Origin of the sequence: Paenibacillus sp. DRB1-1 (genome assembly GCF_052119485.1) — a bacterium.
Taxonomy (GTDB): domain Bacteria; phylum Bacillota; class Bacilli; order Paenibacillales; family Paenibacillaceae; genus Paenibacillus; species Paenibacillus polymyxa_B.
In genome coordinates this window covers 2073747-2097500 of record NZ_JBODQH010000001.1, presented here as the reverse complement: position 1 = coordinate 2097500, position 23754 = coordinate 2073747, and the positions used below count along the sequence as shown (strand labels likewise).

Sequence of the window (23754 nt, the reverse complement as noted above, 5' to 3'; positions counted from 1 at the left end):
GGCGAGCGAACGCGGATTAGCCCAAACCAAGGAGCTTGCTCCTTGGGGTTGTGGGACGTCTCACATGGAGTTACAAAGGAACCGGTTAGATGAAGAGGTCTGGAAAGGCCCGCCAGAGAAGGTAAAAGCCCTGTAATTCAAAACTTGTTCTCTCCGAGACGGATCCCGAGTAGTGCGGGGCACGTGAAACCCCGTATGAATCCGGCAGGACCATCTGCCAAGGCTAAATACTCCCTGGCGACCGATAGTGAAGCAGTACCGTGAGGGAAAGGTGAAAAGCACCCCGGAAGGGGAGTGAAATAGATCCTGAAACCGTGTGCTTACAAGAAGTCAGAGCCCAATCTATGGGTGATGGCGTGCCTTTTGTAGAATGAACCGGCGAGTTACGTTCCCGTGCAAGGTTAAGGTGAAGAGCTGAAGCCGCAGCGAAAGCGAGTCTGAATAGGGCGAATGAGTACGTGGACGTAGACCCGAAACCGGGTGATCTACCCCTGTCCAGGGTGAAGGTGCGGTAACACGCACTGGAGGCCCGAACCCACGCATGTTGAAAAATGCGGGGATGAGGTGGGGGTAGCGGAGAAATTCCAATCGAACCCGGAGATAGCTGGTTCTCCCCGAAATAGCTTTAGGGCTAGCCTCGGAAAGAAGAATCGTGGAGGTAGAGCACTGATTGGGTGCGGGGCCCGCAAGGGTTACCAAGCTCAGTCAAACTCCGAATGCCATAGATTTAGTTCCGGGAGTCAGACAGTGAGTGCTAAGATCCATTGTCGAAAGGGAAACAGCCCAGACCATCAGCTAAGGTCCCCAAGTGTGTGTTAAGTGGGAAAGGATGTGGAGTTGCACAGACAACCAGGATGTTGGCTTAGAAGCAGCCACCATTGAAAGAGTGCGTAATAGCTCACTGGTCGAGTGACTCTGCGCCGAAAATGTAACGGGGCTAAACACACCACCGAAGCTATGGCTTGATGCTTATGCATCAGGGGTAGGGGAGCGTTGAATGCGGGTTGAAGGTGTACCGTAAGGAGCGCTGGACTGCATTCAAGTGAGAATGCCGGTATGAGTAACGAAAAGATCTGTGAGAATCAGATCCGCCGAAAGCCTAAGGGTTCCTGAGGAAGGTTCGTCCGCTCAGGGTAAGTCGGGACCTAAGGCGAGGCCGATAGGCGTAGTCGAAGGACAACAGGTCGAAATTCCTGTACCACCGTAATCCGTTATGAGCGATGGGGTGACGCAGTAGGGTAGTGACGCGGACTGATGGATGTCCGTCTAAGCAGTGAGGCTGGTGTGTAGGCAAATCCGCACATCGTTAAGGCTGGGCTGTGATGGGGAGCGAAAATTGTAGTAGCGAAGGTCATGATCTCAGACTGCCAAGAAAAGCCTCTAGCCAGGAGAAGGTGCCCGTACCGCAAACCGACACAGGTAGGCGAGAAGAGAATTCTAAGGCGCGCGGAAGAACTCTCGTTAAGGAACTCGGCAAAATGACCCCGTAACTTCGGGAGAAGGGGTGCCTCGGTAGGGTGAATAGCCCGAGGGGGCCGCAGTGAAAAGGCCCAAGCGACTGTTTAGCAAAAACACAGGTCTGTGCGAAGCCGCAAGGCGAAGTATACGGGCTGACGCCTGCCCGGTGCTGGAAGGTTAAGGGGAGTGGTAAGCCCTTCGGGGCGAAGCTATGAACCGAAGCCCCAGTAAACGGCGGCCGTAACTATAACGGTCCTAAGGTAGCGAAATTCCTTGTCAGGTAAATTCTGACCCGCACGAATGGCGTAACGACTTGGGCGCTGTCTCAACGAGAGATCCGGTGAAATTTTAATACCTGTGAAGATGCAGGTTACCCGCGACAAGACGGAAAGACCCCATGGAGCTTTACTGCAGCTTGATATTGAATTTGGGTACGATCTGTACAGGATAGGTGGGAGCCGTTGAATCTTGAGCGCCAGCTTGAGAGGAGGCATCCTTGGGATACCACCCTGATCGTATCTAGGTTCTAACTTGGTACCGTAATCCGGTGCGAGGACAGTGTCAGGTGGGCAGTTTGACTGGGGCGGTCGCCTCCTAAAGAGTAACGGAGGCGCCCCAAGGTTCCCTCAGAATGGTTGGAAATCATTCGAAGAGTGCAAAGGCAGAAGGGAGCTTGACTGCGAGACCTACAAGTCGAGCAGGGACGAAAGTCGGGCTTAGTGATCCGGTGGTACCGCATGGAAGGGCCATCGCTCAACGGATAAAAGCTACCCTGGGGATAACAGGCTTATCTCCCCCAAGAGTCCACATCGACGGGGAGGTTTGGCACCTCGATGTCGGCTCATCGCATCCTGGGGCTGAAGTAGGTCCCAAGGGTTGGGCTGTTCGCCCATTAAAGCGGTACGCGAGCTGGGTTCAGAACGTCGTGAGACAGTTCGGTCCCTATCTGTCGTGGGCGTAGGAAATTTGAGAGGAGCTGTCCTTAGTACGAGAGGACCGGGATGGACGTACCGCTGGTGTACCAGTTGTTCCGCCAGGAGCACCGCTGGGTAGCTATGTACGGAAGGGATAAGCGCTGAAAGCATCTAAGCGTGAAGCCCCCCTCAAGATGAGATTTCCCAATTAGTAAGACCCCTTGAAGACGACGAGGTAGATAGGTTGGGGGTGGAAGTGCAGTAATGCATGGAGCTGACCAATACTAATCGGTCGAGGGCTTATCCTAAGAATAAAACGCAAATGAGTTTCGGATCCAGTTTTCAGGGTGTAACCTTGAAAGTATGTACAAGTGACATACAACAAGCGCATGGCTATTCATTCACACGATAAGTGATGAATCGAATAACCGTACGGTAGAATTTACGATGTAAATTCATGTTTGGTGGCGATAGCGGAGGGGTTCCACACGTACCCATCCCGAACACGACCGTTAAGCCCTCCAGCGCCGATGGTACTTGGACCGCAGGGTCCTGGGAGAGTAGGACGTCGCCAAGCACGATAAAAGAGCACAGCCTTAACGGGCTGTGCTCTTTTTCTTATAACCGATTCATTTATCATTCACATGAAAGATCATTATCGTGGATTCGGTCAAAAGTTTTACGGTATCCTGGTTGTCCTATAGTGGTGCCTAGTCAGCATTTTTAACTGAGGACAGTATTAACTGGGGAAGTTAATCTATTTCAACCTGTTCTGTCTGAAGGACACTCAAGGTTTGAAGTTTACGGGTAATTTCTTTTTGCCACTTTGTATCTCCGACTTGTACGGCAAGATTGAGAAGATCCAAATAATCATCAATATGCAGGGAGGTTTTACTAAAAGCTTCTTTCACTGCGGTCCTGCCTCCTTTAAAGTCTATGTGTATTTATCATTTAATAATGATAATCATTATCAAGAAATGATCTTATTCATATTATGCCTGTGTTCTAGATAAATTGCAAGTTATGATATGAATGAATTTTGAAGCACGCAAATGAGGGCTTGAAAAAACAAACCCTTCTCCTTAAGTTCACGCATTGTTCACGTCTTTTCTATGGAACATAATGAAAAGAACAAGCGGGCATTGAGTGTCCACCAATAAGGAGGGCAAATTGCGCAATGCTTCAACAAGAGGAGGAAAAAGACCATGAGCAGAACAAAAATGAAAGCGTTTGCCATTGTGATGGCGAGCGCCTTGGCATTGACGCTGGCAGCTTGTAATAACGGACAAAGCGCAAGTCCGGGAAATTCAGGAGAGCAGAGCAGAGGCACCACAACGAAAGATGTTACGATTACCTTTCAGAACATTAATCCTGATCCGAGCACCCCTTCGTACAAAATGATTAAGCAAATTGTAGGTCAATACGAGCAGGATCATCCTCATGTCAAAATTGAATTGGATTCGCTAAATACAGATCAACAAAAGCTCAAGCTGAAAACACAGGCAGCGGCGAAGGAAGTACCTGATATCACGATTGTAAACCCAGCTGCACAGATGAAGCCATTCGTAGATGCCGGGCTGCTGGCTCCATTAAACGATGTGGCTGATAAAGAGGGGTTAAAAGATACGTTTCAGAATGGACTTCTTAATTACTATAGCTTCGACGATAAGCTCTATGCTTTTCCGGACGGTAACAATATAGAAGTGGTGTTTTACAATAAAGAACTGTTCAAGCAGGCGGGAATTCAGAAGTTGCCAACCACCTTTGACGAGCTGATTACGACGGTCAAGACGTTGAAGGCGAAGGGAATTACTCCGATTGCTATTGGGGAAAAGGATTCATGGACGGGTTCCCTCCTTTTTATGAATATTTTGTTGCGTACGAATGAAGGGCCTAATTTTCTCAATGATGTACTGGACGGTAAAAAGACGTTTAACGACCCAGCTTTTGTGGAAGCGGTGGATGCATTTCAGGAATTGGTGCAGGCAGGAGCTTTCCCGGATGGAGCTACATCTATTGACTACAATGCAGGCGGTAATATTTTCAAAACAGGAAAAGCCGCGATGTATATCATGGGTACATGGGAAACGGGGTCTATTGATGCTTCTTCGGTAGCGGGTAAGGTAGGAGCGTTTCAATTCCCTACGGTAAATGGCAAGGGTGATGTGAATGAGTATGTAATTGCGCCGGGCAGCGCATTTGCGGTTTCTGCGAACAGTGAACATTTACAGGAGACGAAGGATTTTCTGCACTATTTTATATCGGAGATGCCCAAAATCCAGTTTGATCTGAAAAATGCGATTGGCAGTGGTCAGAAAATGAAAGGTGATCTGAAGGAAGCGGGCTACTCCGAGTTAGCGATTAGTCTTAATGAACTGTTTAAGAATGTAAAAGGGGGCGATCTCGCTTTTGATAATACGATGAATCCGGCTATTGCGCAGGCGCATCTGAGTAGCATTCAAAACCTGTTCGTGCAAAAAGAAGACTCTGCACAAGTTGCCAAGGAACATCAGAACACTTTTGAAGCGAATAAATAAGTGAGGATTTTGCAAAAATCCAATAAGCGACTTCCAATGAACAATATATAGATCGAAATGGTCTAGTTCGTCTAGATATTGCACTTTGGAGCGACTGGAATTGAATTTTGCAAAATCCTGAAGTAGCTGACACTAGGGAGGGAGCAGCATGCTCCTTCCCTGATTGGAAATTATGTAGGTTGTGCATCCTCAGAAGATGTTCAGAATCAACACAAAGGAGATTAGAGCATGAATGTACTGAAGGTGCCAGCACGTACCATTGCCGTTTTCGTGCTACCCTGCCTGTTGTTGTATACCTGTATGGTATTTGTTCCGATTTTGGTGTCGGTGTATTGTGGATTGCTGGATTGGAACGGCATCGCCGAGGCAAAGTTCGTGGGGCTGGCTAATTTTGAGCGGATTTTTACAACAGATTCAGTGTTCTGGCCGTCCGTGAAACGGACTATGATGTTTGCTGTGTTTTCCATGTTGGAAATTCCGTTCTGTCTGTTGCTGGCGGTCTTGCTTAATCGCTATGTGCGTAAGGCCAATACGCTGGTTACGATGTATTTTCTGCCGGTTATTCTGTCGGTAGTCATTATCGGGCAGCTGTGGAAGACGATCTATAATCCAGCCTCGATGGGTGGAATGCTGAACGGTATTTTGCTGGCGATTGGGCTGGAAAGCTGGACACGCTCATGGCTGACGGAACCGCAGATAGCGATGTACGCCCTCTATTTTGTATCGTTGTGGCAGTATTTTGGCTATCATTTGCTTATCCAGTTTACCGGGGTGCAAAATATACCGAATGAGCTGTACGAAGCAGCCAAAATTGATGGAGCTGAAGGATTCAAAGCAGACCGCTATATTACGCTACCGCTCATCGTACCTATTTTTAAGATATCAATTGTATTAGCATTTATCGGCTCCCTGCAATCGTTTGATTTGATCTGGGTGATGACGGGTGGAGGACCAGCTCATGCAACGGATACAGTATCTACGTATATGTACAATATGTCCTTTTTATCGATGAAATACGGATATGGCAGCGCATTGGCTTCAATTCTCGTAGTGATTTGCTTGTCATTTACAATTGTGATAAATTTTGTTTTCAAACGAATCGAAAATAAGGTAAGCTAAAGGAGATGGAACTGTTGAATGCCTTGAAAAAAACGGGAGTCTTTACCTTATTGGCAATCTTAATTGTCATGCAGCTGTATCCACTCTTTTGGCTGCTGACCTATTCGTTGAAGACGAATGAAGAGATATTGAGCTCAAGCTTCTTTGCACTCCCTCAAGTGCCTCAGTGGCACAACTATCAGGAAGCCTATGAATCAGGGAGCTACTTGCGTTATTTAGGAAACAGTGTGCTGGTGACCGGGATTACGATGATTTTCGTCATTTTATTAAGCTCAATGACTGCTTATGCGATTACACGTTTTCGTTGGCGCTTTGGGGTTGTTGTGCTGACTTTGTTTCTGATCGGGATGATGATCCCGATGCAAGCTACACTGCTGCCGCTGATGGTGATGTTTAAAAACGTCCATATTCTGAATACGTATTTCTCACTGATTTTACCCTACATTGCTTTTCAGACACCGATTGCGGTCTTCATCCTATCCGGCTTTATGCGGTCCATTCCCCACGAAATTGAAGAATCCGCTTACATTGACGGAGCGAGCATTTATCGTATTTTCCGCAGTGTAATCTTACCCATCTCGATTCCGCCTATCATGACGGTATGTATTTTAACTTTCATTAACATCTGGAATGAATACATTATGGCTGCCACCTTTATCTCGTCCGAGAAGCTCAAAACTCTCCCTTTCGGCGTATATACGTTCGTCAGCCAGTATTCTGTGAACTACGGTAATATTGGTGCTTTTCTAGTCATGGGTGCCTTACCGGTCATTATTATTTATTTTGTTCTGTCCGAAAATATCACCAAGGGCATGGTTGCGGGAGCGGTTAAAGGATAGGCGGCCGATGCGAAAGGAGCGCACGGAGGTATGATGCGCCGTTTTCAATCCATTCAATACCGCTTGTTTGTTCTGTTCCTATTGAGCATGTCCGGCATTGTGCTGGCGGTCAGTTTATTATTTTACAACCGTACTACGGTGCAGTTCCATGATAAGGTCAGCGAGCTGGCGCGTAAAAATGTATCCCAGACGGCAGGCCTGTTCGAATTGTTACTCGGCAGCTATAACAGTCTCTCCAAATCGATCAGCAACAATATGGATTTGGTTCGTCTGTTGACGACGGATAGCAGTGACTTACCTGCTGTCAATTACATTAACGAACGTACGATTACAAATATTCTGGGGGCTATCTATTATTCGCGTGAGGATCTGATTGGCATCCATGTCATCACAGACACAGGCAAGGTATATAACTATGGAAATTATATGAATGTCATTGATACTCATTACGAACATACGGAATGGTATAAGGAAATTCGAAAGTCGGCGGGCAAAATTGCATGGCTGGGCGTGTATCCTCACTCTGTCATTGATCAGGTGGAAACCAGACCTGTGTTTGCATTCGGAAGGCAGCTCTATGATCTGGATGAGCACAAGCCGATTGGTATTGTCCTGTTTGAGGCTGAGCCGCGATCTGTTTTGTCCGCTCTCCACAATTTGCGGCTGGGCACCAATAGTCAGGTATATTTGTTAGGTCATGAAAATCGAATTGTGTCGGCTACTTCCTCTGATCCGCCACCGGATTTGCAAAATCTAGAGCAGCAGGTACCGGAGGAGGATGTTATTGTAAATCGAAGTAATGAAAAAGTTGTAATCGCTTCCAAGTTGCCGTTTGCCGACTGGTCTGTGATTAGTGTGACACCTAGTGAGGATCTGAACGTGGAGTTGGTGCAAAATCAAAGGTACTTATTTATCGTGGCACCTATACTTATTATTGTGTCGGCGTTAATTGCGTCCATCGTCTCCAGGGGCATTTCCCTTCCACTCAAGCGAGTCATTCGGGAAATGAAGCGAGTAGAGACAGGGAATTTCCGTCATACGGTAAACATCGAATCCTATGAAGAAATCAATCAGCTAGCTACCTCTTTCAACCATATGGTAAGACGAATTGCAGAGCTAATCGAGCTGGTGCGTATATCATCGGTCAGCGAAAAAAATGCGGAGCTGCACGCGCTACAGACGCAGGTCAATCCACATTTTCTGTATAATACGCTCGATATGATCTATTGGATGCTGGATGAAAAGGGACAAGATCAGCTCGGAGAGGTAGTCCTCTCCTTATCCCATATGTTCCGTTACAGCAGCCATTGGGAAGAGGGGGCCGATGTAAGCCTTCGTGAAGAAGTGGAGCAGGTTGGCCACTATCTCACGATTATTCAAGCTCGGCTGGAGGGTAGGGTATCTGTAGACATTAGCATTGATGAACGATGGATGGATATCCGCTTGCCGAAAATGACCTTACAGCCCTTGATTGAAAATGCAGTGAAGCACGGACTGGAGCCTCTTCATGCGGATACAGGTGGCAAGCTGCTCGTCAGAGCGGAGGAATATGACGGTGTATTGAGCCTGCACATCATCGACAACGGTGCAGGGATGGAGTACGAACGATGGGAGGTGGTCCAGGTCGCTTTGGCAGAACCCGGCAAACAGGCGGGCAGCGGGCAGGCGGGAGGCATCGGCCTGCAAAACCTAAATTTACGGCTATGGCACATGTTCGGAGAAGAGTACGGCCTACGGATCTCTAGCGCACCTGGGGCCGGAACAACAGCCACTGTAAGTGTGCCTCTGCCACAGAAGGAGGAGAAACATGAATATTCTGATAGCTGACGATGAAAGTATGATTCGGCAGGGGATTCGGCGTACCATTGGCCAAGCTCTACCAACCTGCGGCATTCATCTCGCTGCTTCCACCGAGGAGGCAGCAGGCATTCTGGCGGAGCATCCTGTAGATATTGTATTAACTGATATCCTGATGCCCGGTATGGATGGTCTGGAATTCATGCGTATTTCTAAACGAAAGCATCCTCATCTGCAGTGGGTTGTCATCTCGGCCCATTCCGACTTCCAATATGCACAAAGAGCAGTAAAGCTGGGTGCCAAAGACTACCTGTTAAAGCCGATTGGTAAAAAAAAGCTGCTGGAATGCATTGAAATGCTGGCAGCCGAAGCGCTTGTGGCCTCGCAGCAGGCGAACGAGGGTAGGCTTCTCAAATCCAATATGGTTTATTTGCGTGAAGCCGTTTTCCAACGCTATGCCCTTGGACTGGATACGGGAAAACTGGATATACAGCCTTTTGTCGAAAATTATCCGGAATTCCATCTCTTCATGGTTCGCATGGAACCTGATCACAAGCAGACGCATCTGGAGCATTTTATGATTGAAAATGTACTGTCCGAGCTCATTGAGGCAGGAGGCAGCGGCTTTGTCGTCAGTCTAGACCGCCATAGTCTGCTGGGCATTGCAAGGCTAAGAGATGAGGCAGAGGCCGCACGGCTAGAGACGTTGCTCGAATCCCATTTGAAGCGTTATGTGAAGGTGCCCCTACAAATTACACGTTCGGGTGTTCATCACAATTTTGCCTCCATACCTGAAGAGGTGGCGCGACTAAGACGTACGCCAGAGGAGATTGCAGCCGCAGCAGCGGATACAGGAGAATGTCTCCGCAAAGGCATGCATACGGTAGATGTGGCATTGCAATATATTCGGGCTCACTTTACAGAGGAGCTGTCGCTGGAGAAGGTGGCTTCAATCGTATTTTTGAATCCGGTGTATTTCAGCCAGTTATTTAAGCAAAAGACAGGACAAGGCTACAAGGATTACGTCATTTGCTTGCGTATGGAGGAGGCGAAACGGCTGCTCAGTGATCCTCATCTGCGGCTGGCTGATATTTCAGAGCGGATCGGTTATCAGGATATGCGGCATTTTACACAGGTATTCCGGCGCAAATGTGGAATGACTCCAACCGAGTATCGACATCAGGGAGTCAAATAAGGCGGTATCAACGACCGAATGAAGGAAGTTCTTCAAGCATCAGACTGTTTCAGGAGTAGAGCGGTAGAGCATCTACTCGGGAGCAGTCTTTTTCGTGTCTCCAGCTTGTAGCAGTTCAACAAATTTGCGAGCTGCATTGGATAAATAACGATCCTTGCGCCATACGACGGCAGGCTGTGTGAAGGGGAATGGCTCCTTAATGGAGAGTATGCGAAATCTGTCCCCGTATTCTTGTCCCAAGCCAGCGTCTGGAATAATGGTAATTCCCATGCCTGTGGAAACGAGCGAGAGAATGGTCGAAATTTCAGGACAGTCCAGTACGACGTGCGGAATAAGATGGTGTTCCTGAAATTTGCGGATGACGGTTTCGTATAGTCCGTGTCCTTCTGTTCGGCGTCCCAACAAGAGGTCATAGCTGGCAGCTTCCTGTAATGTAATTTCCCCACTGGGATGGCGATCTGCCCATTCACACGGAAGAACCGCAACAAAAGAAACGCCCTCCAGTTCAATCGTATGGTACGATTTATCATCTACCGGAAGCAGCAGCAGGGCCAGATCAACTTTATTTTGGTGCAGCAGTTCTTCCAGATGATGTGTGTCTCCGTGTCCTATTTTAACGTATACCTCTGGAAAATCCTGATGAAAGCGACTGAGTTGTTCACTAATCAGAGACATACAGGCGGATGACGTGCCTATGGAAAGTGTGCCGGTTACTTTGTTTTCAAACTCCCCAATTTCTCTACAGGTGTCCTCCATTTCAGCCAATAATCGCTTGGCGCGTGTATACAGTGTATATCCTGCCTCGGTAACCTCCCACTTCTTTCCTTCACGGTAAATCAGCTTTACGCCAAGCTCGTCCTCCATATTTTTGAGTTGTTGACTCAGCGGAGGCTGGGCCATGTTGAGCGTTCTGGCGGCCTTGGTGATTTGCCCTTCCTCCACGATGACGCAAAAGTAATGCAGATGCTTCATGTCCATTGGGATTCCTCCTTATTTCTAAACAACGCTTCAATTTGGATACTTTTAAAGTATGTATTACATATATTATATATATTTTTCGTGTGCAAGGAACAGGCGTATAATTTTTGACAGTAATGCATGGGTGAACATAAAACGATGGGGTGGAAGGAGGGGACATATGAAGAAAATCATTGTAGGAATATCGGGAGCGACAGGATCGATCTTCGGTATACGTATATTGCAACAATTACGAGAGGCTGGAGTCCAAAGCCATCTGGTGCTATCCCCGTGGGCTATTGCGAACATTCCCTATGAGACAGGCTATACGGTGAAGGAAGTGGAGGCAATGGCGGATGCAGTCTACTCGTATAAGGATCAGGCTGCGCGTATTTCCAGCGGCTCCTTTCGAGTAGACGGCATGGTCGTCGCTCCTTGCAGCATGAAGACCCTTGCCTCTATTCGTATAGGTATGGCGGACAACCTGCTTACCCGATCAGCGGATGTGATGCTGAAGGAGCGAAAGAAGCTGCTGCTCATGACCAGAGAAACACCATTAAGCAGTATCCATCTGGAAAATATGCTGGAGCTGTCACGTATGGGCGTGATGATCCTGCCGCCGATGCCTGCCTTTTATAATCATCCTGCAAGTATCGAGGAATTAGTGGATCATATTGTTTTTCGCGCATTGGATCAGTTCGGTATTGTCACAACCGCAGCCAAACGTTGGGATGGAATGAAGCAGACTGACTCCAGACTGCACCAGAATTGAGAAATCGAAAGACGAAGGAGAATGAATGATGGCTTATAAAGACTTTCGCGATTTTCTACACACCTTGGAAAAGGAGGGACAATTACTCACGATCAGCGATGAGGTAAAGCCGGAGCCGGACCTCGCAGCAGCTAACAGAGCATTAAACAATCTTGGAGATAAGACGCCTGCTCTCTTTTTCAACAACATCTATGGATATACGGATGCTCGTATTGCAATGAATGTGATGGGCTCCTGGCCCAATCATGCCCTCATGATGGGAATGCCAAAAAACACGCCGCTCAAGGAGCAGTTTTTTGAATTTGCCAGACGCTATGAACAATTTCCGGTGCCCGTGAAGCGGGAAGAAACCGCTCCTTTCCATGAAGTCGAGATTACAGAGGATATTAATTTGTTTGATATTTTGCCGTTATTTCGTTTGAATCAGGGGGACGGAGGATTTTACCTGGATAAAGCAATTCTAGTTTCACGCGATCTGGATGACCCGGACACCTACGGTAAGCAAAATGTCGGTTTGTACCGGATGCAGGTAAAAGGCAAGAACCGTTTGGGCATCCAGCCTGTACCACAGCATGATATTGCGATCCATATCCGTCAGGCTGAGGAGCGTGGCGAAAATCTGAAGGTCGCTATTGCCCTCGGATGTGAGCCTGTTATAACAACGGCTGCTTCTACGCCGCTGCTGTACGATCAATCCGAATATGAGATGGCGGGCGCCATTCAGGGTGAGCCTTACCGTGTGGTCAAAGCGAAGGATGCAGATTTGGATCTGCCTTGGGGAGCTGAGGTCATTTTGGAAGGCGAAGTGTTAGCAGGTGAACGTGAGTATGAAGGTCCATTCGGTGAATTCACAGGTCACTATTCCGGCGGTCGCGCGATGCCAGTCATTCAGATTAATCGTGTATATCACCGCAAACAGCCTATCTTTGAGCATCTGTACATCGGGATGCCTTGGACGGAAACGGATTATATGATCGGTGTGAATACAAGTGTACCGTTGTTTCAGCAACTTAAGGATGCTTTTCCTAATGAAATCGTAGCCGTTAATGCTATGTATACGCATGGGCTGGTCGCTATTATTTCCACGAAAACCCGGTATGGCGGCTTTGCAAAGGCTGTGGGAATGCGTGCGTTAACGACTCCGCATGGATTGGGGTATTGCAAGCTGGTGATTGTGGTGGATGAGGAGGTCGATCCGTTCAATCTGCCGCAGGTCATGTGGGCTTTATCCACCAAACTGCATCCGAAGCATGATACTGTCATAGTCCCAGGCTTGTCTATTTTACCGCTTGACCCCGGTTCTGATCCGGCAGGTATGACGCACAAAATGATATTGGATGCGACGACACCTGTGGCACCGGATATTAGAGGCCACTACTCGCAGCCGCTTGATTCCCCGCTGGGTGTAGCGGAATGGGAGAAACAATTGAGCCAGATGCTTCGCTAACTATTTTAAAAATAAAGAAAGATTAAAGGAGTGCTGACAGATGCATATTTGTCCCCGTTGTGAATCTAATCGTTCGGAGGTTGTTACCCGCTCGCCAGTTAAAGGCGCCTGGGAGGTCTTATTGTGTCCTGTATGCATGTTCACATGGCGCACCTCAGAACCGGATAGCATTACTGATCCAGCAAAGTATAAATCGGCGTTCAAGGTGAACCCCCAAGATATTCCGAATGCTGCTCATGTTCCTCCTATTCCAGAGCGGATACAGGGTCGTTCGTAAGTAGCCGTAAATTATGGTACTTTGAAGTTATAGGCCAAGTGTAAAGGGGATTATAACTCATGCAGACACCAAGGATCGGTAAGGAACTGTTCACGCTACTAGACGGTAAGGTATTGGAGGACAAGCAGCATGAAGCAATGATGCTGCTGACGGTCACGGAAGATCAGTGGCCGCACATAGCGATGATTAGTGTGGGTGAAGTTGTAGCGCTGGACGAGGGGAATTTGCGTCTGGCACTATGGCCAGGCACGACCACGACGGGCAACATGATTCGTACCGGGAAGGCGACGCTTGCGGTGTTTACCAAGGGGAAGGCGCATTATGTGCGGTTGTCGCTGGAACATCTGCCTGCTTTGCCCGGAGCCAAGCATGTACGTGAGCGATTTGCGGCTCATGTTTTTGCAGCCAGAGAAGATTCGGCCCAATATGCGGATATCTTGACAGGTGTCACGGTCCGTCTCAAGGAACCGGAATCGGTGATCCATCGCTGGAAGGAAACGGTGGCTGAATTGTTAATGTAAAGCCATCTGATTATGACAAATAATCTATGTATTTACCAAGTTTACCGTTAAAATAAATGCGGGGAATAAGCGCTTACAAGGGATCGTGCTGAGCTTGTTGGAACAGGAAATTAGAGTGCGAGGGGAAGTTTATTTCTTTTGAAGGAAAAATAGGAGGGATGAATATGTCTCGTTTTGACAAGGTAGACCAACTATTGAAACAATTCGTAGCAAATGGGCCGGCAGGTTGCGGTTGTGCCATTGCCCAGAATGGTAAAGTGTTGTATGAAGGATATCATGGATATGCTGATCTGGAAGCCCGAAAGCCAATCACTGAGGATACAGTGTATCGATTGTTTTCCATGACAAAGGTTGTTGTCTGTGCGGCTGCACTTATGCTGTACGAACGTGGGCAATTTTTGTTGAATGAGCCTTTGTATGAATATTTTCCCGAATATCGTAATGCGCATGTATTCAAAACCGCTCCTAACGGATACACCTACGTGGATAAGGCGGAGAAACCCATTTTAATTAAGCATATATTCAATATGAGTGTGGGTCTTCCTTACGCTTCCGAGCCTTCAGAGACAGGACGGGCAATGCAAAGGGTCCTTACAACGTTAAAGGAAAAGCAGGGGAAATATGAACTGCGCACAGAAATTAAAGCGCTTTCTGAGATTCCGCTTTCTTTTGAGCCGGGAACACGCTGGTTATACGGATATGGACATGACCTGGTTGCAGGTCTTATTGAAGTGATTTCAGGTAAATCATTAGGGCAATTCCTAAAGGATGAAATATTTGATCCGCTTGGAATGAACAATACAGGTTACCGATATCGTGGAGATATTGAATCGCGAATGGCCTCCTTTTACCAACGGACAGACGCCGGAGAACTAGAGAAAATAGAGGGTTTCTTGGATGAATATCATCAGCCAGATGCTATATATGAAAGTGGGGGCGCAGGTCTGTATTCGACAGTTAAGGAGTACCTTACATTTTCACAAATGCTGTCGAATGGAGGTATGGTAGATGGCGTGAGGCTATTAGGGAGAAAAACCATTGATTTAATGCGCACCAATCATCTGAATGCAGATCAATTATTAGATTTTACTAATTCTTATCATACAGGTTATGGTTACGGACTGGGCGTGCGCACGTTAATTGATAAAGCGGCTGGGCATGCAAATAGTTCTATTGGAGAATTTGGCTGGACGGGAGCAGCGGGCACTTGGGTTTCTATAGATCCAAGCGAACAATTCTCCGTCGTTTATATGCATCAGTTGTCTCCTAGTATGGAAGAATACCATCATTTGAGAGTTCGTGCAGCAGCTTATAGCTGTTTGTAAATGCGAGATTGTGGATCTGTTGAGAAAACCCTTTACTATGGCTCTGAAGCTACACAAATTGTAATGTCTAATCTTTATCAAAAACGATCTAGTTAATAAGGACCAAATTTCCTTCGAAGCCTAAACTATTCTTTTCCATATGACGACATAAAACGTAGGTGTAAGGATTTTGCGAAATCCTTAATTTAAGTTTTGAAATGGGAGGGAATTAGATTTTGAAGAATAGATGGTCCGGTTTTCTGGCGTTGGTCATCCTGATTTCAAGTTTTACATCATATGCAGGGTTTGCATCTGCTGCGGATGCGGTGCTTTCCAAGATAGTCCTTTCCTCTAACGAGGTAACTTTGCAGCAGGGAGATACGGCTGCGTTGACGGCTACTGCTGTTTTTAGCGATGGGACAACCTCGAATGTAACCGTAAGCACGGATTGGAAAAGTGATAATACAGCTATTGCTACCGTGTATAATGGTACAGTTTCGGCTAAGGCTGAAGGGGAAGCCACCGTGGTTGCGACCTATAAAGAGAAGGTGCAATCGGTTCAGGTACATGTAACGAAAAAGGTTAAGGCACTGACATCCAGTGTACAAAGCCTGAACTTGCGTTCAAGCGGTACAGGACAGGTTGATTTGACAGCGACATACAGTGATAATACAACAGCTCAGGTTTCGGGTGACGCTACTTGGACCTCGGATAATCAAAAGGTAGCAACAGTAGTTAACGGATTGGTTACCGCTCAGGGAGCAGGTACAGCCAATATTAAGGGCGTATATGGTCAACAGACCGTAACCATTGCTGTGCAGGTGGAGCAGGTTAAACGTCTCGATGTCAGTTCATCAGAGGTTTCTCTTTTGCTGAAGGATACTGAGAAGGTTAAACTTTCAGCGACATTCCCGGATGGATCGGTACAGGACGTGACAGAGTCCGCTGAGTGGAGCTCCAGCAATGCAGCTGTGGCGGATGTACTGAAAGGCACCATTACCGGCTATAGCGCGGGAAAGGCGACAATTACAGGTAAATATGGCACGATGTCCGCTACGATTTCGGTGGATGTTGATCAAACGAATAAGCTGAAAGCCAGCGAATCCAATATTTTTCTCCGTCTGGATGAATCTAAAAAAATACAAGTTTCTGCCGTTTATCCGGATGGGACGGTAACGGATATCACAGATAAAGCTACTTGGGCATCAAGCGATGAAAAAATTGCGACTGTAAATAAGGGAACGATTATGGCTATTGGAGCGGGTTCGGCTACGGTGACCGCTAAGTATGGAGATAAGACCGTTTCGATCAAGACAGATGTCGAAACCTCCAGATATCTGGATTTGAGTGAGGACAAGCTGAGCCTGAATGCCAAGGAATCCAAAAAGCTCAAGCTGACCGCAACGTATGTAACAGGTACGGAAGAAGATATCACAAGTAAGGCAGAGTGGAAGTCCAGCAATGAAGATATCGCTTTTGTCAGTGCGGGAGAAGTCACGGGTTATAAAACAGGTGAGGCTACGATCACCGCTTCTTATGGTGGCAAAACAGTTACAGCTACGGTATCCGTAAATGTACCCGGTGATCTGTCTCTGTCCTCCAAAACGGCAACGATTGATATTGATGAGGACTATACTGCAACTTTGACGGCTACTTATGCGGATGGGCGTAAGGAAGATGTAACACAGGATGCAGAATGGGCTTCAAGCGCGGAAGATATTGCTTCTGTGTCCAAAGGAACGATTACGGGTAAATCCGCTGGTAAAGCGGTTATTACAGCGACCTATAATGGCAAAAAACTGACGATTAACGTACAAGTAGGCCTTGTAGACCGTCTGGAAACTGACTCGCGTGTAATTGCGCTTGGTGCTCAGGAAACGAAGCAGCTGAAAGTAACAGGAGTTAAGAGTGGCGGTACAAAAACAGATGTAACCAAGGACGCCACCTGGACAACTAGCAATGTAAAAGTGGTCGAGGTTAGCGAAGGCTTGATCAAAGCGAATGGTAGCGGTAAGGCAACCGTCACTGCTTCATATGGTAAGCAAAACATTACGTTTACGGTAGAAGTGGACGTAGCGCAAAAGATTGAAGCGGATGCAATCGCGTTGTCACTTAAATCTGGAGATCAAAAAACCATCGCGATTGTGGTTAAATCGAGTGATGGTAAAGAAAAGGACGTTACGGCCCAAGCGGAATGGAAAACGTCTAATTACAAGGTAGCCACTGTTAAAAAGGGTCAGGTTACTGCGGTTAGCTACGGTAAAGCTAACATTCAGGCGAAGTTTGGCGGGAAGGTAATCAGCGTACCCGTGGATGTTGATACGCTTAAATACCTGCAAACAGACGAAGTTGCTTTGAATTTGAAGGCAGGACAGCTGGCTAAGGTTACGGCTACAGCCACGTATAAGGATGAGTCGGAGAAGGATGTTTCCAAACCGGCAGTCTGGTCCTCGTCCAGAATTGTTGTTGCGACTGTCAAAGACGGTAACATTAAGGCACAGGGCAAGGGCAAAGCTGTAATTACTGTGAAATATGCAGGTAAAATGACGAAGGTACAGGTAACCGTTCAGTAAAACAAAAGAGCAAGCATACGTCCAAGGACGATATGCTTGCTCTTTTATTTTAAGGAGGCTACCGCTTATAAATTATGACTTATCCTTCTTGGTCGGTGTGTTGCGTGTAAGTGATTCGGTCAAACGCTTGCCAGTCGGCGTCTGGGCCAAGCCGCCTTTGGCGGTCTCGCGGTGCTTCGACGGCATCGCACTGCCGACTTCAAGCATCACGTCGATGACTTCGTCAGACGGAATAGCGCTGCGCACACCCGCCAAAGCCATGTCCGCTGCGGCAAGCGCAGTCACGGCTCCCAGCCCATTGCGCACGATGCACGGAATCTCCACGAGTCCGGCGACGGGGTCGCAAATCAGGCCGAGCGTGTTCTTAAGAGCGAGACCTACGGCGTGAACAGCCTGTTCAGGCGTACCACCGCGCAGCTCGACCATAGCGCCAGCGGCCATCCCGATAGCTGAGCCAATCTCAGCCTGACAGCCTCCCTCCGCGCCAGAAATGAAGGAGTTGTTGGCGATCACGTAGCCAATGGCTCCAGCGGCGAACAGACCGTTCACCATATGCTCATCATCCCAGCCGAACCGCTCCTGCGCACTGATGAACACACCAGGGATAACCCCGCATGAGCCTGCGGTAGGCGTGGCGACAATGCGACCCATGGATGCATTAACCTCCGACACGGAGAGGGCATAAGCCATGGCGAGCGCGGAGGCATCACCGGAGCAGGTTTCTCCTGCCCGCAGATACTCGGCTAGGCGCTTGCCGTCACCGCCCGTCAATCCACTGCGGGATACGGTGTCTTGTGTCTGACCGCGATGAACGGCTTTCTTCATGACTTCATAATAATCAGACATTTGGCGAAAGATTTCTTCCTCCGTTGTATTCGTCTCTTGTACCTGCTCTTGAATCATCAAGCGGCCAATTGTGGTGGATTCTTCAGCGCATAAAGCGCTGATTTCATGCAGATGGCTAAACCGCATCGGATTCAGCTCCTTTTTTCAAATTAATCATCTTAATTTCATACATATGAGGTAAAGAACGCAGTTCCGCAATCAGTTCAGCTGGAGCAGAACTGTCCGTTTCAATGGCGGTGAGTGCTTCACCATCCCGGCCTTTGCGATCTACGTGCATATAGGCAATGTTAATGTGGGCCGCGCCCAGCGCTGAAGTTATCGCGCCCAATGTACCGGGCTTATCCGAGTGGAGAAGCACCAGCGTAGGCAGCTCCCCGGTCAGATTGACCCGGAATTCGTTAAGCTGCTGGACATGGATGCTGCCGCCGCCGATGGAGGAGCCCAACAGTGTGCGCTGATCCTCGCCCTTCCACAGCTCGAAACGGACAGTGTTCGGATGAGGCGCGGGGAGTCCGCTGACGGCGAATTCCACGGCCATCCCGGCTTGCTCTGCCCATTGCTCGGCATCTGGAATCCGGTGATCGTCCGTATCGTAATTAAGCAGCCCTGCGATGAGCGCTAGGTCTGTACCGTGTCCTTTATACGTATCGGCAAAGGAGCCGTACAGTGTCATACGGGCACGGTCAGGCTGCGTCCCGAGCCAGTGCCGTGCAACGCGTGCGAGCCGTACCGCGCCTGCGGTGTGTGAGCTGGAAGGTCCGGTCATGGCCGGACCGATAATGGAAAATACATCTTTGAAACGCATGGTGTGGCCCCCTGTATGTTCTAATACCATACTATATGGTATTTCCGCGTCTTTGCGCGGTTATGACGGTTCCTAATGCTGACGCACAATGTGAGCACAAAAAAGGACAGGATAAGGAAGTTTCCCTTATCTCTGTCCTCGTTACCTGAGAGTTTCGTGCGGTGTTCTTACCGCCTTTACCCCTTGGGTGGCTTGCGCTCTCTCCAGAGTTGCGTCAGATGACGATACATGGACCTGAGAGATTATCCGTCAGCCGGGTGCTGACGCCTTGCTCCTTCGGTGCCGCCAGAGTGTAGGCTCCCTGGACAGACTCTCCCGTCATCTTCATTCGCGTATACCGTTCTACATGTCTTTCTTAGCGTAATGTATGGCGTGCTCGGTGTCAATCACAGGTTTAATTTTTACATAAACAGGTGCGTTCCCAATAAAAAAGATTAAAATTTACATAATTATGGATGAAACCAGGAAGGAATTAGAAGATTGGCGGCTAATCTGATAAAGGACAAGTATATTTATGGAAATCATAGGAGGGATATTGACGTATGGTAAAAGGCTTGCGATTCACAGGTTCACGCTTAAAAGGGATGCTGCATCTAGCAGCGATCGTATCACTGCTGATCGGGATCTTCGTTCCATTCGGTCAGGTCAAGGCAGAGGGAGCATTGACAGTAGCCGAAGCACTTCAGCGCCAAGGCAGTGAAGGTACGGTGACGGTGGAAGGTTACATCGTCGGACATGCTACCGGATCGAAAACGGCTAATTTTTCTTCCCCGTTTGCGAATGATTTTAACGTACTGATTGCCGACCAGGCGAATGAACGTAACACGTCTAACCTATTGGATGTACAGCTGACATCAGCGTATAGAGGACAATATGGGCTATCAGGCCATCCTGAGCTGATCGGCAGCAAAATTCGTGTGACGGGTACACTCGGCGCCTACAATAATTTTGGTGGAGTGAAAAGCCCAAGCGCTGTTGAACTGGTGAACGGAAGCGAGCCGGGTGAACCAGGTGAACCTGGCAACCCGGGTCAACCCGGTACTACACTGCCGGATGGAAAAGGCAAAAAGGTGCTGTTCGATAATACGCACGCCCAGACCGCTGGTGCAGCAGATTGGGTCATTGAAGGCGCCTTCTCCGACTTTGCCAATGGACTGCGTAATGTAGGCTTTACGGTAGACCAATTGAACCGTCCCATTCCTTTTACTTATGGAGAGCAGGCCATAACATATGACAAGCTGCGCCAATATGATGTGTTCATTATTGGTGAAGCGAATGTTGCCTTTAAGGCATCCGAGCAGGCTGCCCTGCTGCAATACGTGAATAACGGGGGGAGCGTTTTCTTCATCTCCGATCATTATAATGCGGACCGTAACAAAAACCGTTGGGATTCCTCCGAGGTTATGAATGGCTACCGTCGTGGAGCCTATACTAATCCGGCCAAAGGCATGACTGCAGAAGAAGCTGCATCACCGGCGATGCAAGGATTAACAAGCTCCGATTGGCTGGCGACCAACTTTGGCGTTCGTTTCCGTTACAATGCGCTCGGTGACGTGAATGCTACCGACATTGTAGCCGCAGATCAATCTTTCGGCATTACCAAGGGTGTGCGCTCGATTGCAATGCATGCAGGATCTACGCTGGCTATTATTGATCCTACCAAGGCTAAAGGCATTGCTTATATCCCTTCAGGCACGAAAAAATGGGGGAATGCGGTAGACCAGGGAGTTTATAACGGCGGGGGCCGTGCGGAAGGACCTTATGCCGCTATCTCCAAGGTAGGTCAAGGCAAGGCAGCGTTCATCGGTGATTCTTCCCCTGTAGAAGATGCTACACCGAAATATGTGCGTGAGGAAAACGGACAGTCGAAGAAGACATATGATGGTTTTAAAGAAGTGGATGATTCCACCTTCCTGGTGCAAACGGTCCAATGGCTTGCATGGAAGCAGGACTACACGAAATTGTCCGATGTGGAAGGTTTGACTCTGGATCAACCAACGAAGCTTCTGCCATTCGAGGAGCCTGCGGCTTCCACGGAACCGCAGCCTGAGCCTTGGTCTGCTCCGGCAGCAGGTTACAAATGGTACGATCCTAGAACGTTCAAGTCTGGCTCCTATGGAGCGGCTTCATAATTATCGCCAGAAGCTCAATGTGAGCTGGTATTAGTTAGTCGTTTGATCCCTGCGGAGGGATCAAACGACTTTTTTTGTAATGAAAATTAACCTGTGGTTGGTTATTTCATTACATTTTGTGCCAGAAAGGCCGCGCTACTGCTGGATCATTGATTTTTTAAATGATGTTGATAGCATAATCTTAATTGATATATCCATATACTGGTGATAGGATGTATTCAAATTATTCCGATAAAAACGGTATGTAATGTTCATGAGAGGTTTTAAACATCAAACATGGTGAGAATAAGCGGGACAAGACCATGGAGAATGGAGGAAGCGCGCATTGAATACCGAACCCGTGTTGGAAATTAAAGGATTATCCGTATCTTTTCGCATCAAGGATCAATATCACCCCGCAGTCGACCATCTGGATCTGACGGTCAACCCCAATGAAGTGCTGGCTGTAGTCGGAGAATCCGGCTGTGGCAAAAGCGCGCTGGCGCTTTCGATCGCACAACTGCATGACATGGAACGCACACGTGTAGAGGGAGAGGTCCTTTTTAAAGGTACGGACCTTAACCGTCTTTCTTCAGGGCAAATGAATAAAATCCGCGGAGCGGGCATTGGCATGATCTTTCAGGACCCACTGACAGCACTCAACCCGTTGATGAGCATTGGCAAGCAGATTGAGGAAAATCTTGATTATCATACGTCACTATCTACGAAGCAAAAAAGGGAACGTGTGCTGGAGCTGCTGGAAAACGTAGATATACCGAATCCTGTGCGTGTGTATGAGCAGTATCCGCATGAACTGTCAGGAGGGATGCGACAGCGTGTGATGATCGCAATTGCCATAGCTTGCCGACCTTCTCTTATTATTGCAGATGAACCAACTACCGCGCTCGATGTAACGATCCAATCGCAAATTCTCGACTTGCTCAAACAGCTTCAACAGGAGACCGGAAGTGGAATTATCCTGATTACGCACGATCTTGGTGTTGTGGCAGAAGTAGCCGACCGCGTGGTGGTCATGTATGCCGGAGAAATCGTGGAGAGCGCTGATGTTTTTGAATTATTCAGGCATCCACAGCATCCGTATACGCGTTCTTTGCTTGCTTCCATGCCGGGATCGCATACCAAGGGGGAATCACTGCATGTCATCGGCGGCATTGTTCCCTCATTACAAGATATCCCCCGCAATAGCTGTCGCTTTGCCCCGCGTATTCCCTGGATTCAGCAGAGAGTGCATGAAGACCATCCCCAACTAAATGAAATTTCCGCTGGACATTGGGTCCGTTGTACATGTTACCAGCATTTTCATTTTGAACACGAGGCAAAGGGGGAAGCTGCTCATGGCACTACTGGAGTTAAATGATTTGAGGGTCCACTATCCGGTGCGCGGTGGTTTCTTCCAGCGTGTTATCGATCAGGTGAAAGCAGTGGATGGCGTGTCGATCAGCATTGAGGCAGGCCAGACATACGGGCTGGTGGGAGAATCCGGCTGTGGAAAAACGACGACAGGCAGGACGATTATCGGTCTAAATAAGCTGACGAGCGGACGGATTCTTTTTAAGGGAAAGGACCTTGCGGCTCTGAGCCGTAACAACCGTCATCCGCTGCGTAGAAACATTCAGATGATTTTTCAGGACCCCTACTCTTCGCTCAACCCGCGCAAACGCGTATTGGATGTCATTGCTGAACCGCTGCGAAATTTTGAAAGGCTGAGCAGTGAGGAAGAACGGAGGAAAGTACAGACGTTGCTGGAAAAGGTCGGCTTGAACGCCGATGCAGCCTACAAATATCCGCATGAATTTTCCGGGGGGCAACGGCAGCGGATCGGGATCGCGCGTGCGCTGACATTAAACCCCAAGCTGATCATTGCAGATGAGCCGGTGTCGGCGCTGGACGTTTCCGTGCAGGCACAAGTGCTTAATTTTATGAAGGATGTGCAGCGGGAGTTTAATTTAACGTATTTGTTCATTAGTCATGACCTAGGTATTATCCGCCATATGTGTGACCAAATCGGTATTATGTACCGAGGCCGTCTAGTGGAGCAGGGGAGCGAGCAAGACATTTATGAGCGTCCACAGCATCTGTATACCCAGCGCCTCATTGCAACCATTCCCAATATTGATCCTACAAAACGGCTGGAAAATGCCAAGAAAAGGCGAATGCTTTTATCCTCCTACAAAACAGAGCTGCCCAAACATCTAGACGCGAGTGGAAAGCCGTTTGCACTAAAATCAGTAAGTCCATCCCATCAAGTCGCGCTACCATAA

Annotated in this window: 18 protein-coding genes, 2 rRNA genes and 1 riboswitch (1 of these 21 cut by a window edge); of the genes, 16 read left to right on the top strand and 4 right to left on the bottom strand. The window is 48.1% G+C overall.

Annotated elements, in window-relative coordinates; translation table 11 throughout:
• Both ACQW03_RS09245 and rrf read left to right on the top strand, forming a co-directional pair.
• Nucleotides 1-2680 (top strand): 23S ribosomal RNA (locus ACQW03_RS09245) (it extends 250 nt beyond the left edge of the window).
• A 152-nt stretch (nucleotides 2681-2832) separates the two neighbouring features.
• Nucleotides 2833-2949: ribosomal RNA gene (gene rrf, locus ACQW03_RS09240) — 5S ribosomal RNA — on the top strand.
• A 175-nt stretch (nucleotides 2950-3124) separates the two neighbouring features.
• Here the strand turns inward: rrf and ACQW03_RS09235 are convergent.
• Nucleotides 3125-3283, bottom strand: coding sequence for a hypothetical protein (locus ACQW03_RS09235; RefSeq protein ID WP_179085965.1), 159 nt, complete (start codon nucleotides 3281-3283; stop codon nucleotides 3125-3127).
• A gap of 294 nt (nucleotides 3284-3577) precedes the next feature.
• Between ACQW03_RS09235 and ACQW03_RS09230 the strand changes: the two genes are divergently transcribed.
• The 5 genes from ACQW03_RS09230 (at nucleotide 3578) to ACQW03_RS09210 (ending at nucleotide 9859) form a co-directional block, all read left to right on the top strand.
• Nucleotides 3578-4909 (top strand): extracellular solute-binding protein, encoded by a 1332-nt coding sequence (locus tag ACQW03_RS09230; protein ID WP_076294532.1) that lies wholly within the window; start codon nucleotides 3578-3580, stop codon nucleotides 4907-4909.
• Between the two features lie 228 nt (nucleotides 4910-5137).
• Nucleotides 5138-6028 carry a carbohydrate ABC transporter permease gene (locus ACQW03_RS09225; RefSeq protein WP_441949417.1) on the top strand — a complete coding sequence of 297 codons (891 nt, stop codon included), beginning with the start codon at nucleotides 5138-5140 and terminating at the stop codon, nucleotides 6026-6028.
• 5 nt (nucleotides 6029-6033) lie between these two features.
• The gene (locus ACQW03_RS09220; RefSeq protein ID WP_441949415.1) at nucleotides 6034-6867 is read left to right on the top strand and encodes a carbohydrate ABC transporter permease; all 834 of its coding nucleotides are present in this window, start codon (nucleotides 6034-6036) and stop codon (nucleotides 6865-6867) included.
• 30 nt (nucleotides 6868-6897) lie between these two features.
• A complete protein-coding gene (locus ACQW03_RS09215) occupies nucleotides 6898-8694 on the top strand; it encodes a sensor histidine kinase (protein WP_076294530.1) in 1797 nt (598 codons plus the stop codon).
• The gene (locus ACQW03_RS09210) at nucleotides 8675-9859 is read left to right on the top strand and encodes a response regulator (protein WP_071639245.1); all 1185 of its coding nucleotides are present in this window, start codon (nucleotides 8675-8677) and stop codon (nucleotides 9857-9859) included. Before ACQW03_RS09215 ends, ACQW03_RS09210 begins: the two co-directional genes overlap by 20 nt.
• Nucleotides 9860-9931: 72 nt before the next feature.
• Here the strand turns inward: ACQW03_RS09210 and ACQW03_RS09205 are convergent, their stop codons facing one another.
• Nucleotides 9932-10837, bottom strand: coding sequence for a LysR family transcriptional regulator (locus ACQW03_RS09205; RefSeq protein ID WP_441949412.1), 906 nt, complete (start codon nucleotides 10835-10837; stop codon nucleotides 9932-9934).
• Between the two features lie 160 nt (nucleotides 10838-10997).
• Here ACQW03_RS09205 and ACQW03_RS09200 point away from each other — a divergent pair, with 160 nt between their 5' ends.
• From ACQW03_RS09200 to ACQW03_RS09175, 6 genes are all read left to right on the top strand, one after another.
• Nucleotides 10998-11588, top strand: a complete 591-nt coding sequence (locus ACQW03_RS09200) for a flavin prenyltransferase UbiX (protein ID WP_025723836.1) — start codon at nucleotides 10998-11000, stop codon at nucleotides 11586-11588.
• Between the two features lie 28 nt (nucleotides 11589-11616).
• Nucleotides 11617-13035, top strand: coding sequence for a non-oxidative hydroxyarylic acid decarboxylases subunit C (locus ACQW03_RS09195; protein ID WP_441952354.1), 1419 nt, complete (start codon nucleotides 11617-11619; stop codon nucleotides 13033-13035).
• A 40-nt stretch (nucleotides 13036-13075) separates the two neighbouring features.
• Nucleotides 13076-13312, top strand: coding sequence for a non-oxidative hydroxyarylic acid decarboxylases subunit D (locus ACQW03_RS09190; RefSeq protein WP_071639251.1), 237 nt, complete (start codon nucleotides 13076-13078; stop codon nucleotides 13310-13312).
• Between the two features lie 59 nt (nucleotides 13313-13371).
• Nucleotides 13372-13833 carry a pyridoxamine 5'-phosphate oxidase family protein gene (locus tag ACQW03_RS09185; protein WP_071639253.1) on the top strand — a complete coding sequence of 154 codons (462 nt, stop codon included), beginning with the start codon at nucleotides 13372-13374 and terminating at the stop codon, nucleotides 13831-13833.
• Nucleotides 13834-13997: 164 nt separating this feature from the next.
• Nucleotides 13998-15158: a serine hydrolase domain-containing protein gene (locus tag ACQW03_RS09180; protein ID WP_441949409.1), complete on the top strand. Its 1161-nt coding sequence runs from the start codon at nucleotides 13998-14000 to the stop codon at nucleotides 15156-15158.
• A 215-nt stretch (nucleotides 15159-15373) separates the two neighbouring features.
• Nucleotides 15374-17710 (top strand): Ig-like domain-containing protein, encoded by a 2337-nt coding sequence (locus ACQW03_RS09175; protein ID WP_071639256.1) that lies wholly within the window; start codon nucleotides 15374-15376, stop codon nucleotides 17708-17710.
• 72 nt (nucleotides 17711-17782) lie between these two features.
• Here ACQW03_RS09175 and sdaAA read toward each other — a convergent pair whose 3' ends face one another.
• On the bottom strand, nucleotides 17783-18682 hold the full coding sequence (gene sdaAA, locus ACQW03_RS09170; protein WP_441949406.1) for an L-serine ammonia-lyase, iron-sulfur-dependent, subunit alpha: 900 nt from the start codon (nucleotides 18680-18682) through the stop codon (nucleotides 17783-17785).
• Entirely contained in the window at nucleotides 18672-19361 is a 690-nt protein-coding gene (gene sdaAB, locus ACQW03_RS09165) for an L-serine ammonia-lyase, iron-sulfur-dependent subunit beta (RefSeq protein ID WP_013308430.1), read from the bottom strand. The genes sdaAA and sdaAB overlap by 11 nt, the downstream gene beginning before the upstream one ends.
• A 212-nt stretch (nucleotides 19362-19573) precedes the next feature.
• Nucleotides 19574-19689, bottom strand: a riboswitch (glycine riboswitch).
• Nucleotides 19690-19903: 214 nt separating this feature from the next.
• Between sdaAB and ACQW03_RS09160 the strand changes: the two genes are divergently transcribed.
• From ACQW03_RS09160 to ACQW03_RS09150, 3 genes are all read left to right on the top strand, one after another.
• Nucleotides 19904-21493, top strand: coding sequence for a DUF6359 domain-containing protein (locus ACQW03_RS09160; protein ID WP_071639260.1), 1590 nt, complete (start codon nucleotides 19904-19906; stop codon nucleotides 21491-21493).
• A gap of 325 nt (nucleotides 21494-21818) precedes the next feature.
• Nucleotides 21819-22850 (top strand): ABC transporter ATP-binding protein, encoded by a 1032-nt coding sequence (locus ACQW03_RS09155; protein ID WP_071639262.1) that lies wholly within the window; start codon nucleotides 21819-21821, stop codon nucleotides 22848-22850.
• Entirely contained in the window at nucleotides 22828-23754 is a 927-nt protein-coding gene (locus ACQW03_RS09150) for an ABC transporter ATP-binding protein (protein WP_441949404.1), read from the top strand. Before ACQW03_RS09155 ends, ACQW03_RS09150 begins: the two co-directional genes overlap by 23 nt.